A 17874-nucleotide genomic window follows, 5' to 3' on the forward strand; every position below is an offset into this window, starting at 1 on the left:
TCAAAATTTTCGACTATACCCCGCCCGCACCACTTGCGTTTCGTAGTAGTCGGTGCTATTTAAGGTAAAACCCGTGCCATTGATCGTTTTGTGAATGTTCATGGTATTGAGTAAATCAGTGGCGTTTAAAAATAACTCACCTTTTTTCAAGGTTTTTTTCAAACCCATATCCAGCGAATACCGCTGCCCGATGCGTCCCTGTGGAATCAAGTCAGGGGCAAGATAGATGCTCGTTACTTGCCAATCGAAGCTCTGTGGTAGGTGCAGCAAGGCATTTACTTTAAAATTCCCCGAAGTGAGTTGTTGCTTTTGCCCCGTGTAGGTGGTCGGAATGGGGTATTTGTTGGTAATGCTGAACGCCTCAATGGTGTTTTGATAGATATTTACGCTGGCGTTGAGGTTTACAAATTTAGAAAAATCTTGTTGCCAAACCAACTCTACGCCTGTGTTATAGCTGCGGCCAATGTTCTGAAAAATATTGAACAACACTACGTTATTGGGGGCTTGCGTGGCTATGCGGCTAATCGTACCGTCAGTGAGGCGATGATAAACCGTCCCGTACAAACTGCCGCTATTCCACAAATGCCTATAGCCCAATTCTACCGAAGTTGTGAATTGCGGTTTGAGGGTAGGATTGCCCACTTTTATCAATTCGGGTTCGTCATATTTCGGAAAAATACGAATATCCACCTCGTTGGGTCTGTCCACCCGCCGATTGAAAAACACCGACAGCTTGTTATTTTCGTTGATTTTATAAGCCAATCGCACATTCGGAAAGGGCTGCGTGTAGTTGTATCCGTCGCTTTTGTAGGTGTTATGGTTGGGATTGATTTCATAGTTTACCCGCACGTATTCGAGGCGAAGTCCTGCTTCTACTTCTAATTTGGGGTTTTCGTAAATGTAATTTCCGTAGAGGGCAGGAATGGTTTCATAATAATTTGCCCAGCCGCCCGCATTGACATCAATGACCGAATTAGCCCCCGGGAAAAACTGCATATTCACAGGGATTGTCCGCCTCCGCAGTTTGATGCCCGTTTCCAATTTGCCATGTGCCAGCGGCTTCACGTAGTCAAGATTGAGGTCTGATACCTGTTCGTCGGAGAGCAATTTAAACGAATCGGTTCCTTTTGAAGTGGGCAATGTATTCGTAAAAAAATATTTTTCGTCTTCTCTATGGAAGGTATAATTGTAATTCAAGTTGAGTAAATGCCCCGCTTGCTTGAATTTATGCACCAAAACCGCCGTGGCTATCGCCGTATATTTTACCTCGTCTTCCAGAAATTGCCACAAACGATAACGATTTGCATAGTCGTTACCCAAAAAATACGGATTATCGCCATTGTCCAAAATCTTTTCACGATTGAACAAACCCGAAACCGTAAGTGTATTGTTTTTGTCGAAAGTATAATCTAAACCTGCTTTTACGGTGGCGTAAGTAGTGGTACGATTGCGTACAAGTTGCTGCACTATCCGCTCGCCTGTGGTATAGGTACGGGTCGAGAACTCGTTTTTGTTCAGTGTTTGGGTATAAAGCCAGTCGCCCTGCAAGAAAACATTGGCCTTTTGGCTACGATGATTCACCGAAAACGAAGGGTTATATTTAGGCGTAGCCTGAAACTGCGGTTGTACATTGGGCAAGTTTGTTTGTTTTTGCCACAACGCCCCCAGCCCAGCCGTAAGCCCTACCTTGCCATTCCAGCCAAATTGTTCGTTTTTCTTGAAAATCAGGTTGATAATGCCCGCATTACCATTGGCATCGTACTTGGCTGAAGGATTGTTGATGATTTCAATTTTTTCAATAGCTGATGCAGGAATATTTTCTAAACCTTTCTGGCTACCAAATCCCGTCAAGGCGGTTTGTTTGCTGTCAATCAACACTACTACTTTATCGCTGCCTCTGATTTGAAGCGTACCCTCTTGCGTGGTAGTTACGCCGGGCAGGTTGTTCATCATCTGTAACACTGACCCGCCGCTTTGTGCCAAGTTGTCGCTTGTGAGGTAGGTTTGTTTGTCCATTTTACTTGATACACCCACTTGTTGCCCTATCACTTTTACCTCTTCGAGCAGTTGTTTGTTTTCGGTCAATTCAATTTTGCCGAGGTCTAAAAACTCACTCAGTTGCCCCACCGAAACTTTCTTACTAACAGGCAAATAGCCTACTAATGAAGTGCTAAGTAAGTAGTTGCCTTTGACGATGTTGTTCAACACAAAAATGCCTTCTTCGTTGCTCACCGCCCCAGTCACAAACGAGCTGTCAGCTTCTTTTTTGAGAATAACGTTGACATAGGGTAAGGGGTTTTTGTTGCTTACATCCAGCACTTTGCCCGAAACAGCCACCTTTTGTGCGAAGGTCGAGACCGTTGAAATGAGGGGAATAAACCCTATGAGTAAATATTTTCTTACAGATTTCATGGTGAAAAAATTAGAATTTGCCTGCAAAATGTACTTGAAATCTGTAAGAAGTTTGTAGAAATGAAGCAAAATCTCAAAAGGCTACATGTTGAAGAAGTAATATACCTTTTCGGTTAGTCAAAATCTGAAAGTAAAATAATTCATCTGAATTATTTTACTTTCAACGTCTGAGCATTAATGGCCACAATAATCGTGCTCAGGCTCATGAACACAGCCCCAATGGCAGGCGAGATAACAATGCCGGGTATGAACCCTGTGGCTAATGGTAAAGTAATGGCATTATAAGCCGTAGCCCACACTAAGTTTTGAATCATTTTTCGATAGGTAATCCTACCAAATTGGATTAAGGTGGCAACATCTTTTGGGTTACTGTTTACCAAAACAATGTCGGCGGTTTCGGCGGCTACATCAGTGCCTGACCCTACGGCAATGCCCACGTCGGCTTGGGCAAGGGCGGGAGCATCGTTAACACCGTCGCCGGTCATGGCCACAAACTCTCCGTTGGCTTGTTGTTCCTTTATCTTTTCTAACTTTTGATGAGGTAATATTTCGGCCATATAGCCCGTCATACCCAATTTTTTGCTGACGGTTTCGGCTACTTTTTGATTGTCGCCTGTCAGCATGAACGTTTTTATACCTTGCTTTTTTAAGATTTGTACAGCCTCGGCGGATGATTCCCTGATTTGGTCAGCAAGGGAAATAAAGCCAGCTAATTGGTTATCAATCAACACAAAAACGACCGTTTCGGAGGCGTCAGCGACTGCCCCTTCTGGAATATTAAAGTTGTTTTCTCTCAAATAACCTGGGCTTACAACCCATACATTTTTTTGATTCACTTTTCCCGAAACACCTTTTCCTGTAATTGCCTGAAAATCCTCTACATTTGGGATGGATACTTTTTGGGCTTTTGCTTCGGCAATGATACCCGTAGCAATGGGATGCTCCGAGTTTTGTTCCAACGCTGCTGCCAACGCCAAAACGTCGTTTTTGGTAAGATTAGACAGAAAACTACTTATACGAGTGACTCCAAAAATACCCGTGGTGAGCGTTCCTGTTTTATCGAAAATGAGGGTAGAAATCTTACGAGCATTTTCAAAAGCAGTACGATTGCGAATCAGTAATCCATTTTTGGCCGCAAGGGAAGTAGAAATAGCTACTACCAGTGGAATAGCTAAACCCAGTGCGTGAGGACACGAAATCACCATGACTGTTACCATCCGTTCGATAGCATACGCCCACGATTGACCCACCATGAGCCATACTATCAACGTACCAAAACCCATTACTAAGGCAACTATGGTGAGCCAAAAGGCCGCACGGTCAGCCAGCCGTTGGGTATTTGACTTGGTGTTTTGAGCGTCTTGTACCATTTGAATCACTTTTGCCAAATAGGTACTTTCGCCCGTTTGTTCTACCTTTATTTCAAGCGAACCATTTCCGTTTAATGCTCCTGCAATCACCTTTGCGCCGATTTGTTTGAGGACAGGGGCGGATTCTCCCGTAAGCATAGACTCATTGAGATAACTTTCTCCTTTCAAAACAATCCCATCCACAGGAATCTTTTCGCCAGGGCGTACCAAAATATGAAACCCAGGTGTCACTTCTTTCAACGGCATATCGTGCAACATTTCTCCGTGCATTACGTGAGCTTCCGCAGGAATCATCTGAATGAGAAGTTCGAGTGCTTTGGAAGCATTGGCCACTGAACGCATTTCGAGCCAATGTCCCAATAGCATAATTACAATCAACGTAGCCAGCTCCCAGAAAAAGTCCATACCTTGAAAACCAAAAACAGTGGCAACGCTGTACACAAAAGCCACAGTGATAGCCATGGCAATGAGGGTCATCATGCCTGGGTGACGACTTTTGAGTTCATCCAAACACCCCTCTAAAAATGGTTTGCCACCATACCAAAACAATACCGACGAGAGTGCCAAAAGCAGGTATTTTCTTCCTACGAATTCCAATTGAAAGCCCAACCAATGTTGAATCATGTCAGACAGCACCAAAATCGGAACCGTCAATCCTAAACTTACATAGAAACGTCGTTTAAAGTCTTCAATCATAGCCGAATGGTCATGACCTGCTTCTCCATGCTTGGGATGATGTCCTGTGTGGTTAGTTTGTTGGTGGTGGCCAACAGGATTGTCATGCTTATCGTGGGTCGAGTGCTGGTGTTCCATAATTGTTAGTGTTTTGACACAGGAGAAGGTTTTATGATTTTCTTTTTACGACTCAACCAAAACAACCAAAATCCCGAGAAGACAGTTATAAGCCCTAAAACAGAAAATGCTCTTAACACCCAATTGCCAAAATGGTCACGGGTTTGGTAATCCATGGTGTGGAGCATCCACAAAACATCGAAAACTCGCCATTTGTTGTTTCTGAACTTCTGAACAGTGCCTAATTGGGTGCTTACATAAACCGTTGTGTTAGAGGGGTGGTCAAAAGTAATGGCGTAAGCGGGTAAGGGTTCTTTTCGGTATTCGTGATGTCCATTGGTAGTAGTCAGATACTCCACAGATTTTACTTTTGCCTCATCAGTAAAACTGCTTTGAGCCACTTGGGTGGCTTCGGTTCGGCTCAATGCAGGTCTTAGTTCGCCTGAAACTGCATTGGCTAATTGTATTTTTTTGCCTCGGTCATGTTCTTTGGAGTAGATGATTTGATAGATGGGTTCGCTCAAAATCTGAACCAAGTGGGTATCGAAAATAAAATTAACACTATCCTTCGCTTTGAGCTTTTGTAAAACATCAGAGAGCGGAGCTAATTGAATATTGCCTCTTATGGGATGGATGTGGGCTTTTTGGTGGTCACCATGGACATCGTCTAAATCTGACCAACTAAAATACAACCCGCCCAACGTCCAAAACAAGAATTGAACACCAAGAGTCACCCCCAGATAGCGGTGACTCTTGCGAATTGTACGGTGTAGTTCCGCTCGTTTCATTAAAGCGTTTCTTTGACTTTACCACATTTGAGCATCATATCACCAAAATAAGGATTGGCAATTTCCTTTTTTTCGCTTAACCAATAGCCACCTTTGTTGTCATTGGCCATCGGACAAAAATCATAGTAAACGGGGCTGCTTGGTTTCATGGTTTTGGCTGCGGCATAAACAGCATTAGTTAATGAGCCAAGCTGTGCTCGCTGGGTATCAATACTTGATGCTTTGGTAATGGCATCTGCGGCTTTGAGCGCATCAGCTCCTACCATTTTACCTGCCTTTTTTAGAGCAACCGATAATGTTTTGGCTTCGGAAGCAGCAGCTTTGGCATCAGAAGCTACCAAAGCATTCTTGACTTTAAAATAAGCTGTCAGTACGGGAGTAACACCCATTGCTGCCATATTGTGTCCTTCGTGTTGGGCAAATGTTACACTCGAAATCAAAAGAGCAAATGCGAAAACGATTGTTTTTTTCATTGTGTTTGAATTGTTTGATGGTAAAAAATAATAGATTGAAAGTGAAAGAGTTAACATACAGTTTTTGCAATTTTGTCCATGATACGGTGGCTGTCACCAAACCGACAAAGCGCATCGCAGTTTTTTCTAAGTTCAGAGAACAAAATGTATTTGATAGGAACGTTGTTGCTTTTGACGGATGGGCGGGCCAATTGCAGACATACATCTTTCTCTCGATGGTCTGGTACGACTAAATAAAACGTTTCGTCACCGTCGGCTATGCTATACGACAAATCGCTCAGACGTAGAATGCCAGAATAGATAGAGGTACTTTTTTCTACCTCGAACGCTGCCAGTACATTGTCGGTGTCTTTCTCAAACCAAAGCACATCAATCAATCGAATGGTGTTGCGGGTTTCGATATCACACTTAATGGATGGGAAAACGGCTTGGCATAAGAATGAAAACTTGTGTCCATCGTAACTTCTTGATTGGTCGTTTGTGGCAGGAAAAGCATCATAACCCAATGCTTGACCGATTTTAAGCAAATGGTACTGCATTTCGGTGTGCAGGTTATCGTCCTGACGCTCGGTTTGGACTTCACGATGGCGTTTTTCAATGAGTTTTTCCAACTTCTGTCGTTCTTCGGCAGAAAGGTATTCGTCGTTGCCCAGTATCATTTTTTGTGTACCAATTTCAAAAAGCAATCCAGCCAAAGCTCCCAAGTCAGACGAAAGTTCATTTCGGTATTCTTGGTTGGTTTTGAGCATCACCTCTCGCATTTTCAGAAACTCGGACCACGAACCCAATTTTTTCTTGTCTTTAAACAAGTAATTAAAGCCGTTTAGAATAGCCGTATTGAACGGCGGAATAAACGTGGGATGAAGGAAATACAGAATATTAGCCACAGAAGGCCCCAAACCTTTGATTTTGAGTTCATCTAAGCGAATGATTTCTCGAAGCAGCTGTTCTTCTTTGGTGGCATTGAGGCAGTTTTCCAGAAATTGCCCAAAGGCTTTTTTGTGGTCTTGATTTTCGTAAATGTCTGGTATTCTGAGCTTGGGTTTCCAATAAAATGGGTGTGAAGCCCCCTCAAAAACCTGTTTTTGTTCAGTAATGCAGTTCAATACAAATTCGAGCGAAGACCCTCTGAAATCATTAGGAAACTTGCCTTGCTTGATGTCGGCCACGATTTGCTGTACACCTCGCCGAATAGAACGAAAGGCTTTCAGACGTTCTTCGTTGTTGATGAACCATGTGTTATACACCGATTCTTGATCGGACTTGTATTGGTTGATGATATGGCTCAGGTTGGTGTTCATCAGCAACAAGTTTGGTTTTGTTGAATAGGTGGACAAGGTGTATCGCCATAACTGCAATAAACACAACAATCGCCATTTTTGGGCTTCAAAATAGTTTTACACTTCTCACATTCATAAAAGAATTGACAAGCATCTGTGGGCATAGTTTCTGTTTTTTGATGACCACAGTTTGGGCAAGTTACTTCGGATTGTAAAATGATAGCTGCCATCATAGGTTCATTTCTTAGCTCTAAATAGTTCTAATGTTCCAAATGCAGTGCGGTATTTTTTCAACACTTTGGCACTTAAAAAACCAGCTTCGAGTAGGTAAGAAGGCATCAAACCTGCTACATTGTCACGGGTGGTTTTGAAACCGTCTAACAATTGCACACCATAAAATAACCCTCTCATTAGGCTGTTTTCGGCTTTTCCCCAATCTGCTATAAATAGCTCACCATCGAATTTCAATACTCGTTTGATGTCTTGTAAGGCTTTTGCTTTCTGAATGGGGGTGAGGTGATGAAATACTAAGCTCGAAATCACTCGGTCAAATGTTTCATCGGGATAAGGTAGTTTCATGCCGTCATATTGATCAAGGCGAATAGGATATGGGAAATTTCGTAATTTATGCTGGGCAATTGCCAGTACTTCTGCATCTACATCCACACCTGTGACAAATGCCGAAGGGTGTTTTGATTTAGTCATCATCGAAAGCGTAGCTGTTCCACAGCCAAAGTCAAGGACATGGAATTCTGTTTCGATACCTGCTTCTCGGATTAGGTCATTTTTAAACTGCTTTTCGGGCATTGTCCATTGAATCAACGGGTCATATACTTTCGTCAACCAGTTGAATCGTAGGGCAGGGATGTAGGTGGTGTCGCTCATAGAAACAATCGGTTTTAGTGTTTATGCTCCATTGCTCCACCGTGCATTTTATTCATATCGGCAATAAACGCCTCAGCGATTTTGGCAGCAGCTTCGTTTTTATCAGCCCGAGCTACTTCTGCCGATTTTTTTGCGGATTCTATGGCCTCGCTGTGTTTGCCAGCTTTCATCTGGATTCGGGCTTGGGTCAATAAAAAATTAGCTTTGGCTTCTTGCGCCGTGGTTTGCTGAATCCATGTCAATGCCTGATTTATGTCCTTATCATTTTCATAGTAATAGTTAGCCGCTTGAAATAAGAGCATAGGGCGAGTGCCTTTTTCATCTACAATTTTCTTCTTGATGTCGGCCATGATTTTCTCATCGGCAGTCGTCTGAATCGGAATTTTCACCGAAGTATTTTCCCAAGTCAAATACAGGTTGGCGTTGTTTTTAACAATATCCTGTATTTCAATTGTAAAGGCTTCATAAAAACGATTCGTTGTTTCAGGTTTTGCTTTGAATCGTACCAAATCTTTTGCTTGGTCGTACCCACCTGTACCGTGCATGGTCGTATCACGATTCAGTACAATTGTCCATTCATCCGCAGCGGGGATTGAGAAAAGCGAGTAGTTTCCTGCGGGTACTTTTTGGCCACCCATAGTAAGGTCTTCACTAAATTTAATGGTTGAACAATCGCCTGCACCTGTTCGCCAGAGTTCGCCGTTATAGGGGACTAAACCGCCCATGATTTTGCGTCCACGAGCCAAAGGACGTTCGTATTTGACTGTAATTCGAGAAAACCCCACTTGTTGGGTAAAATGTGCTTCTGGGCTGGCTGGGGGAAAGTTTAATTGGGCATTCGCCGAAAGGCTTGCCGTTAAAAGTGCGAGAATAAGTGATTTTTTCATTGGGTCAAGTTGTTTATATAATTTATGATTAGATTTTTTTCTTGTGAGGTAAGTATGGCATTTGGGTGAACCATGGTATAAGATGCCAAAGGCATTTTGTTTTGCTCTATTTGTTTTGCGATGGACTTCAACTTACTGACTTGTTTTCTTTCAGAGTAAGTCCCAAACTCACTGAAATTCAAATTCTTTTTACCCTCTCTGATGTGCTTATTCAGTAGCCAACCCATTGGTTGGATATATGAATACCACGGGTATTCGGTGTTGTTGCTGTGGCAATCATAGCAAGACCGTCTAAGAATATTACCTATTTGAGTTGGCGCTGCGTAGGTTTTAATAAAATCGGTAGCCATGACACGATCATCATTGTTGAGGTCGGGTCGTATGAACTGTATGCCTACCAAAATGATAAATAGCTCTGCTACTATTTTCTTAGAAGTCTTCACTTGACGGGCTACTTTATTTCTTCTTGCACCTTGCCACAAGACGACATCTCTTTACCCATGTAAGGATTTTTGATTTCTTTGGTTTCGCTTAACCAAAACGCCCCGTTTTTGTTATTGTACATGGGGCAATAGTCCTTATAGAGTGGCTTTTCGCTTCCGAAGGCCTTTACCAAATCGTATATATCCCCACTCAACATCTCAAAATGTTCTCGTTGGTGGTCTATATCTTTGGCATTTTCGGCAATGTGTTCGACGTTCTCTCTGGCATCTTCTTTTACGGCATCATATACTTTCTTTTGATTAGCCGTGAATCCCGATTCATCTAAACCGCTCATCGTGGCCATCATTGCATTTGCAGCTGATTCAGCATCAATCGCATTGTCGTTTGCCAGTGCATTTTTTAAATCCAAATAGCCAGCAACGAATTTTTGTACAGATGCTTTTTCGTCTGTTGTGGTTTCGGGTGTGGTCGCTGCAATAGTTTCATTAGCAACTTCTTTTTGTTCTTTCGTTTGGTTGTTGCACGATGAGAACAAAGCGATACCCATTATGGTGGTTGCGATTAGGGTTTTCATTTTTGTAGGTTTTGTGCCATCCTAAAATACACTTCTATTTTAGGATGGCGGGTTGGAGTCAATTGAATACAAAAATTAGTGTTTCATGTGGCTGCCGTCGGCTTTCTTACCCATACCGTTTTGGAAGCAGTGGATAGCGCAGGCAACACCTTTTAAGCTATCATGTACGTTTCCAATTATTTTTCCCTTGGTATCTATAATGTCACAAGTTTCGTCAGGGTTGTCTTTTATTGTGAATAGTAGCTGGCCTTGTGCGTTGTAGTATGTTTTGCCGTCTTTGCCCATTCTGCCCATTTTTTTGTTGGTCTTGGCATCTATTAAATTACCTTCACCATCTACGAAAGCAATTTTGTGACCGTCGTGGTCTTTAATGATTTGGTCCTTGGTTACCAGCCCCACACTTGTGCCTTTGCTGTCCGTAACCTTACCGTCTTTACCAATACTAAAAGGATGTTTGTAATCGGATTGGGTAAAGGCAAATGTTGATACAATAGACAATAGGGCGATAAAAGCCCCGATTCGGAATAATTGGTTTGTTTTCATTTTGATTGAAATTGATTGTTAATTAAAATTTTAAAATTGGTTCACTTCTGAAAAGTTACGAATAGAACCAGCCCTACTAAAATGATAATAATCAGCCATTTGAGATACTTTTCCCATTTTTGAGGTGGTTCATTCCCTGTTTTACAACATTCTTTCATGGTCTTACATATTATGACCCTCCATCGAATTATTGCCTTTTTTAAAAATGTATTCGCTGTTGAGCAAGTATGCTCCTGATACTACTACCTTCTCACCTGCTTTTAGGCCCTCGGTGATTTCGGTATAGTCTTTGTTGGTCATGCCCACGCTTACCATGCGGCTTTCAAATGCGCCGTCCGTGTTTTCTAACCAGACGGTAACGCCGTTAGTATCCTGAATAAGGGCGTTAGTAGGTACAGCTATGGTGTTTTTCACCTTGCCTTTGAGAGTAATATAGGCTTGCATGCCTGTCTGGTACTCCTGTTTACCATTCGGAATATCCACCCGAATCGTGACGATTTTACTCGAAGGCATCAACTCAGGATTGATGAAATTAACCTGACCCTTAATGATGCGGTCGGCATAGTACGGAATCTCGACAAGGGCCTCCTTTGTTTGATTTAGGAATGGCAATTCGGTGACATACAATTGTGCCTCTGCCCAAAGCATACTAAGGTCAGAGAGCTTCAAGACGGTGCTGCCTTCGCTGAGGTATGAGCCCTCTTCGGCAAGAACTTCACTTACTACTCCTGCATATTTGCTGTTCACGGTTAGTTTATTGTTGGGTTGTTCTGACTTCTCCAATTCAGTAATTTGGGCATCAGTCATTCCCCAGAGCATCAATTTATTCTTGGCGGCTTCCACCAACTGTTTGAAGTTGATGTCCGTGTCTTTCAGCACTTTCTGTTTTTGCGAAGCAATCAAGAAATCCTGTTGCGAAGCCGAGAATTCTTCGCTGTATATTTCATAAATGGGTTGCCCTACTCGCACAAATTCGCCTACGTTGCGTACCAATAGCCTTTCGATACGTCCAGGTATCCGAGCTGTGACGGTTGAGAGTTTGTCTTTGTTTTCAGTGAGCATAGCCGCCAGTGTAATTTCTTCACCGAGTGGCCGCAGGGTTACCGTTTCTACTTGTACGTTTGCCAGTTGTTTCTGTTGGTCGCTTAATTTCAACCCCTGATTTTTCATGTTGGGGTCAATGACAATCTTGGTTAAAGCCATCTTGCAAATCGGGCAGGTTCCAGGCTTCTTTTCCATCACCTGTGGGTCCATTGAGCAGGTATAAAACACATTGTCGGGTACTTTTTCAGTGTTTTTAGGCTTGCAAGATTCCCAAAGCACTGTTAGTCCCATCAAACCTGCGGTATTGATAAATGCTCGTCTTTTCATCGCATTGAGATTTCGTTTGACTTCACAAAACTTTCGCTATCCATGAGGAATTGGGCGTTTTCAGCAATCGTTTCTTGGCTCGAAAGACCCGATAGTACCTGAATCCAACCACCTTGTTGTAAGCCTGTTTTAACTGTACGGGAGCGGAATACCCCCTTTTCCTGTACAAATGCGGTTTTGGTTCTTCCCATATCAAGTAAGGCTGTTGTTGGTACCCACAACGCAACTTGACTGCCCGCATTGATAGAGGCTTTGACCAATGAACCGATTTTCAATTTGCCATTGGGATTGCTCAGATATACCCTTGCCTGTGGATTGCGGTTGTTGGCCGAAATCATGGGTTCGAGGTAGTTTACTTTACCGAAAAGTTGGTTTTCTTCGTTGTTTTCCAACATAATCATAACCGACTGTCCTACTTTTACTTTGGGTACATCAGTTGGATAAAATTCAAGCATTGCCCAGACCGTAGCTGTACTTTGTACCTCGAACAAGCGTTGCCCTTTTTGGACGTACATACCTTCTTTGAGGGTCAATTCACCGTTTTGAGCGGCAGGTGGCGGCGCAATTGACGGAACAGTTTTGGAGCTGCCCATCCCACTACCCATGCTGTTGCTTCCACTCGAAGGCATCGGGGCAGCCCCTCCAACACCTCGCTCGACAATCACACCACTATACGGGCTGTAAATGCTCAATTGCATCGTTGGTTTTTTGCTTTGTTCGACATCCTTTATTTGCTCAGAAGTTAAGCCCAACAACGACAGTCGTTGTCTGGCACTTTCTATTAAAGCTTGATTATCGCCATCGTTTTGTAAAAGGAAAATTAAGTTTTGTTGTGCTGTTACAATTTCGGGGCTGTATATATCCATTATTTTCTGCCCCTTGCTCACCACTTGGAATGGATATCGCACATACAGTCGTTCAATACGTCCACCAAAACGAGTGGCAATGCTGTTTAAAGCTCGTGCGTCATAACTCAAAAAACCGAAAGTGTTGACTACCAGTTTTTGTGAGCGTTGCTCTGGCTGGGTAGTTTTTACGCCACTCAACACATACTCATAAGTAGGCTTCACCAGAATTGCTAAACTGTCATTGGACGAAAGTGCTTCGGTAGCACCTCCTTTTTTTACTAAGTCCATCCCACAAATCGGGCAAGAACCTGCTTTGTCTTTCTGAATTTGAGGGTGCATAGGGCAGGTATAAACAGCTTTTTCAGCCGAGACAGTATCTTTTTTTTCGACTAAATCCATACCGCACACGGGACAAGAACCCGGTTTATCGTAGGTTTTCTCGCCCTCACATTTCATGGTACAGTAATAATGTTTGCCCGCTTTTTTCATTTGCCCCATCATAACCGTTGCTGTATCGCCGTGGGTTTGGTGGTTAGGCACTTTTACCAAATCCATACCGCAAACAGGACAGGATCCTGGTTCGTCGTAGGTTTTGTTGCCTTCGCATTTCATGGGGCAGGCATACACATCTTTTGGTTTGTCTTCGCCTTTTTGGAAATATTGGTTGATATATTGACAACCCAATAAACCAATGAACAAGACAAAAACAAGCCAACCGAGGCGGTTATCTTTTTTCCAATTCTTTTTCATATTCTACCTGTGCTTGCAGTAGTTGTTGTAATAAATCTAACTGGTTCATACGAGCCATTTTGAGCTCCATCCATGCATCAAGTACCATGAACAATTCGTCGGTGTTCTGTTCATAAGCCAATAAGGTACTTTGATAACGTTTGCGCAAAGCGGGAAACTGCTCGTTTTCGTATTGCTTAATTTGGGCTTGGTATGATTGCATCATTACCTGACGATCAGCCAAATTCCCCAAAATCTGATTAGTCAAACCGTCACGTTGTTTATTATAGGCCTGTCGTTGATAATCAAGCCCTTTAATATTGGCTTTAATTTGTCGGCTTGACCATTTGGCAAAAGGAATCGTGACCATACCCATAAGCGTAAACTGCCATTGGTTACCAAAAGCGAACATGTGGCCGTACTGTACACCGAACATGGGTTTGAGTTTCTGAAACTCCACCTCCTGTTTGTAGCGGGAAATGGTCAGGTTTTGGTCAATCACCCTCAAATCACTGCGGTTTATTACGGCATTGGTATCCAAATTCAACGGAGTATTTGGGTACAGATAGGTCAAAGAAAGCGTGTCAATCTGGAAATCAGTGGCTCGATCTTGCAGCATGAGCGTATTGAGCATTACTTTTTGCTGACGAATGTCGCCGTCAAACATTAGATTCATACGGTCTAAATCTAAGAGGGCAGCTTTGGCTTTGTAAATGCTGCTTAGTTTCTCCTGATTGTATTTGTACCGAACCTCTGCCGACTCAATCATATATTTGAGTAGGTTTTGACTTTCTTTCAATACATTTTTCTTCTTTTCTAACACTAACCAACGGTAATAGGCCATTTTAGCTTCGGCAAAAAGCATATTTCGCATTACGCCTTTTTGAGCAACTTCCATACCCGACATGGATTTCATGTAGCGCTCTTCGGCATCCAGCATTTTACGATTGGGTATCATCTGTTCGCCCTGAACCATAAATGAACCCATGCCTTGATTCATGCCCTCATGGTATAATGCCCCCGCCCGACTCCACATCATATAGTTGTACGGGGTCATAAAGAATCCTGCTCCAAATTTGGGGGCTTCCCAGTTTCGAGCACCTTCGGCATAAGCATCCAGCTCTTTGACTTTGGCATCCATCATTTTTAAATCAGGGTGGATTTCCTCAATTCGATGGAGTATGCCGCTCAAATTCAGCTTTTGTTGCGCTTCGCAAACAATAGTATAGAGCGATAACCCTATTGCTAACCATGGCTTTTTACTCTTTAACATCATAAAGTTCAATTTTTCCATAGCGTTTGAGCTCCCACTCTTTGGTTATCTCAAAGACCACGGGTGTAACCAATAGCACATAAATTGTAGAAGTAATTGTACCGCCAATGAGCGGAATCGTAATGGGCAGCATCACATCTGAACCTACGCCTGTTGCCCAAAGAATAGGAATTAGGCCAAACAAAGAAACGGAGACGGTCATGAGTTTAGGGCGAAGTCGTTGGGCTGCTCCCTTAATCACATATTCTCGAATATCCGCATTGGTGATGGTTTCTTTTGAATTACCTCTGTCAAACACTAAATTTTGCATAGCTTCATTGAGATAAATCGTCATAAGCATAGCAGTCTCGATAGCCATCCCGAACAGGGCAATGAAACCCACCGCCACCGCCACCGAAAGATTGACTCCGTAGAAATACACCATATATACTCCGCCAATGAGGGCAAATGGCACGGTAATCATGGTAATAAGGGCTTCTTTCATGGAGTTGTAAGTGAAATACAACACGAAGAAGATAATGACCAGCACGATTGGCAGGATAATTTTAAGGGTATGATTAGCCCGAATTTGGTTTTCCCATTGCCCACTCCATTCAATAAAATAACCTTTTGGCAGTTTTTTTACCGAAGACTCCAATTTCTTCATCGCTTCCTCCACAGTACTTCCCAAATCTCGGTCTCTGACGTTGAAAAGCACAGTACCCCGAAGCATGGCATTTTCTGAGTTAATCATAGGTGGACCTTCTGAAATTTTCACTTCGGCAACGGCATCCAAGGGAATTGGACCATAGCTTGCGGTTTGAACCTGCATCCGTTTTAGGGCTTGAATGTTGTTACGGAAATCTTGGGCAAATCGAGCATTGACAGTAAACCGTTGTCGTCCTTCAACGGTGGTGGTCAGAATCATCCCGCCCAACGCACTTTCTACAATCATGTTTACGTCATCAATACTCAATCCATAACGCCCGATTTCTTCCTTTTTGACTATTATATCAATGTACTTACCACCTGTAATGGGTTCAACATATAAGTCTTTTATCCCGTCAATGCCATCCAATTGCTTTTTAAGCATCTGCGAAACCCGATTGATCGAATCTAAACTTTGACCATACACCTTCAAACCTACGTCGGTGCGAATTCCTGTCGAAAGCATGTTAATGCGGTTGATGATGGGTTGCGTCCAGCCATTGGTTACGCCTGGAATTTGCAGTTTTGCATTCAACTCGTTGATAATATCATCTTTCGTTTTTCCTTCCCGCCATTCAATTTTTGGTTTAAGTAGCACAATTGTTTCCAGCATACTGATAGGTGAATTGTCGGTAGCGGTGTTGGCTCGACCTGCCTTTCCCATAACGTGGCTTACTTCGGGCACTGTTTTCATCAATTTATCTTGGACTTGCAGCAAGCGTTTTACTTCTGAATTGGATACGTCCGGGAGAGTGACAGGCATGAAGAGCAGCGAACCTTCGTCGAGTGGAGGCATAAATTCCGTTCCTAAATTTAGCATCATTGGCACACTAACGACCAAGGCCAATATGTTAATACTAATGGTGGTTTTACGATACTTTAAGCACCATTTTAGAATAGGGGTATAGATTTTTTCGAGGAATCGGTTGATTGGATTGGCACTTTCGGGCTTCAATTTCCCCCGAAGTAGTAGAACAATTAGTATAGGCGTTAGGGTAATTGCCAAAAACGCATCAACGAGCAGGATAAATGTCTTAGTCCAAGCCAAAGGAGAAAACAGCTTGCCTTCCATACCCGTCAGCAAAAAGACGGGTAAGAAAGAAGCAATCGTCACAATCGTCGAAAAAAATACCCCGGGGCCTACCTGTTTCGATGATTTTTCGATAATCTCCGAGCGTTCATCGGGAGTAAGTGGGTCTTTTGAGATTCGAAATTTAATTTTAAACCAACTCATATACTTTGATTTTTTTCTTTATCTAATTGGGCTTCCGAAAGATGCCGATAGGCATTTTCAACCATCACAATACCGTCATCTACCACTACGCCAATAGCCAAAGCAATGCCCGTTAATGACATAATATTTGAAGATATACCAAAGGCATTGAGCAGAATGAAGCCAATAGCCACCGAAATAGGCAGCTGTATAAGGATGATTAAGGCACTGCGCCAGTGCAGCAAAAAGATGAGAACTACAATCGAAACGGTTATCATTTCTTCAATCAAGGTCCCTTTTACTGACTCTACTGCCGCTTCAATCAGCTCACTGCGGTCATAGGAAACCTTAAATTTGACGTTTGGTGGAAGCCCTTTCTCAACTTCCTTCATTTTGATTTTTACATCCTTGATAACTGCATCAGCGTTTTCACCGTAACGCATCACCACGATCCCGCCTACTACTTCGCCTTCTCCATCTACATCGAAAATACCCAAACGGAGTTCTCCGCCCATTTGAACGGTTGCTACATCTCGTACCCTCACAGGAACGGAGCCATAATTGCCCACAGGTATATCTTCAATGTCTTTTACATTTTTGATGTAGCCCAAGCCCCGCACGATGTAGGCCATGTCGGACATTTCAAATTTTCGACCACCCACATCATTATTATTCTTACGAATGGAATTCAATACATCCATCAGCGGGACATTAAAGTAATTAAGCTTGTAGGGGTCAATGTTGATTTGATACTGTTTGCCAAACCCACCAAATGAAGCTACTTCACTTACTCCTTTCACAGTTTGTAAGGCAAATTTGACGTACCAATCCTGCAAAGCCCTTTGTTCTCCTAAATCCATGTTGGGGGCTTCGAGGTGATACCAGAAAATATGGCCTACGCCTGTGCCGTCGGGGCCAAGTGTTGGAGTAATACCCTGTGGGAGTAATCGTTGGGCATAATTAAGCCGCTCCAAAACCCGAGTTCTTGCCCAATAAATGTCCACGTTGTCTTCAAAAATGACATATACAAAACTCATTCCGAACATGGAAGTACCCCTTACGTTTTTGATGTTAGGAATACCCTGCAAGTTAGAAACCAATGGGTAAGTGATTTGGTCTTCGATGAGCTGTGGACTACGACCCATCCACTCAGTAAAAACAATGACCTGATTTTCGGACAAATCTGGGATAGCATCAATGGGGTTGGTTCGGACAGAATACACGCCCCAACCGAACAAGCCCAACGCCAGTACCATCACAATCAATTTGTTGTGGAGGGCAAAATGGATGAGTTTTTCTACCATA

At 42.9% G+C, this 17874-nt stretch carries 16 protein-coding genes; all 16 read right to left on the bottom strand.

The window, feature by feature from the left end; genetic code table 11:
- Positions 1–2412: a TonB-dependent receptor gene (locus AC23P2_RS24355; RefSeq protein WP_277341188.1), complete on the bottom strand. Its 2412-nt coding sequence runs from the start codon at positions 2410–2412 to the stop codon at positions 1–3.
- 149 nt (positions 2413–2561) lie between these two features.
- Positions 2562–4595 carry a copper-translocating P-type ATPase gene (locus AC23P2_RS24360; RefSeq protein WP_277341187.1) on the bottom strand — a complete coding sequence of 678 codons (2034 nt, stop codon included), beginning with the start codon at positions 4593–4595 and terminating at the stop codon, positions 2562–2564.
- A 5-nt stretch (positions 4596–4600) separates the two neighbouring features.
- Positions 4601–5362: a hypothetical protein gene (locus AC23P2_RS24365; RefSeq protein ID WP_277341186.1), complete on the bottom strand. Its 762-nt coding sequence runs from the start codon at positions 5360–5362 to the stop codon at positions 4601–4603.
- Positions 5362–5835 (bottom strand): DUF3347 domain-containing protein, encoded by a 474-nt coding sequence (locus AC23P2_RS24370; protein WP_277341185.1) that lies wholly within the window; start codon positions 5833–5835, stop codon positions 5362–5364. The genes AC23P2_RS24365 and AC23P2_RS24370 overlap by 1 nt, the downstream gene beginning before the upstream one ends.
- A 50-nt stretch (positions 5836–5885) precedes the next feature.
- Positions 5886–7136 (bottom strand): hypothetical protein, encoded by a 1251-nt coding sequence (locus tag AC23P2_RS24375; protein WP_277341184.1) that lies wholly within the window; start codon positions 7134–7136, stop codon positions 5886–5888.
- Entirely contained in the window at positions 7136–7345 is a 210-nt protein-coding gene (locus tag AC23P2_RS24380) for a GDCCVxC domain-containing (seleno)protein (protein WP_277341238.1), read from the bottom strand. The genes AC23P2_RS24375 and AC23P2_RS24380 overlap by 1 nt, the downstream gene beginning before the upstream one ends.
- A gap of 7 nt (positions 7346–7352) precedes the next feature.
- On the bottom strand, positions 7353–8000 hold the full coding sequence (locus AC23P2_RS24385; protein WP_277341183.1) for a class I SAM-dependent methyltransferase: 648 nt from the start codon (positions 7998–8000) through the stop codon (positions 7353–7355).
- A gap of 14 nt (positions 8001–8014) precedes the next feature.
- Positions 8015–8887 (bottom strand): DUF2911 domain-containing protein, encoded by an 873-nt coding sequence (locus AC23P2_RS24390; RefSeq protein WP_487775601.1) that lies wholly within the window; start codon positions 8885–8887, stop codon positions 8015–8017.
- Entirely contained in the window at positions 8884–9330 is a 447-nt protein-coding gene (locus AC23P2_RS24395; RefSeq protein ID WP_487775602.1) for a heme-binding domain-containing protein, read from the bottom strand. The genes AC23P2_RS24390 and AC23P2_RS24395 overlap by 4 nt, the downstream gene beginning before the upstream one ends.
- 8 nt (positions 9331–9338) lie before the next feature.
- Positions 9339–9905: a DUF3347 domain-containing protein gene (locus AC23P2_RS24400; protein WP_487775603.1), complete on the bottom strand. Its 567-nt coding sequence runs from the start codon at positions 9903–9905 to the stop codon at positions 9339–9341.
- A 75-nt stretch (positions 9906–9980) separates the two neighbouring features.
- The gene (locus tag AC23P2_RS24405; protein ID WP_487775604.1) at positions 9981–10448 is read right to left on the bottom strand and encodes a 5-fold beta-flower protein; all 468 of its coding nucleotides are present in this window, start codon (positions 10446–10448) and stop codon (positions 9981–9983) included.
- Positions 10449–10610: 162 nt separating this feature from the next.
- On the bottom strand, positions 10611–11819 hold the full coding sequence (locus AC23P2_RS24410) for an efflux RND transporter periplasmic adaptor subunit (protein ID WP_487775605.1): 1209 nt from the start codon (positions 11817–11819) through the stop codon (positions 10611–10613).
- Positions 11816–13417, bottom strand: coding sequence for a heavy metal-binding domain-containing protein (locus AC23P2_RS24415; RefSeq protein ID WP_487775606.1), 1602 nt, complete (start codon positions 13415–13417; stop codon positions 11816–11818). The genes AC23P2_RS24410 and AC23P2_RS24415 overlap by 4 nt, the downstream gene beginning before the upstream one ends.
- Positions 13392–14690: a TolC family protein gene (locus AC23P2_RS24420; RefSeq protein WP_487775607.1), complete on the bottom strand. Its 1299-nt coding sequence runs from the start codon at positions 14688–14690 to the stop codon at positions 13392–13394. The genes AC23P2_RS24415 and AC23P2_RS24420 overlap by 26 nt, the downstream gene beginning before the upstream one ends.
- Positions 14656–16590: an efflux RND transporter permease subunit gene (locus AC23P2_RS24425; protein WP_487775608.1), complete on the bottom strand. Its 1935-nt coding sequence runs from the start codon at positions 16588–16590 to the stop codon at positions 14656–14658. The genes AC23P2_RS24420 and AC23P2_RS24425 overlap by 35 nt, the downstream gene beginning before the upstream one ends.
- A complete protein-coding gene (locus AC23P2_RS24430) occupies positions 16587–17873 on the bottom strand; it encodes an efflux RND transporter permease subunit (protein WP_474721869.1) in 1287 nt (428 codons plus the stop codon). Before AC23P2_RS24430 ends, AC23P2_RS24425 begins: the two co-directional genes overlap by 4 nt.
- Between the last annotated feature and the right edge of the window lies 1 nt (position 17874).

This window comes from Runella sp. R0.1_18 (assembly GCF_057652155.1).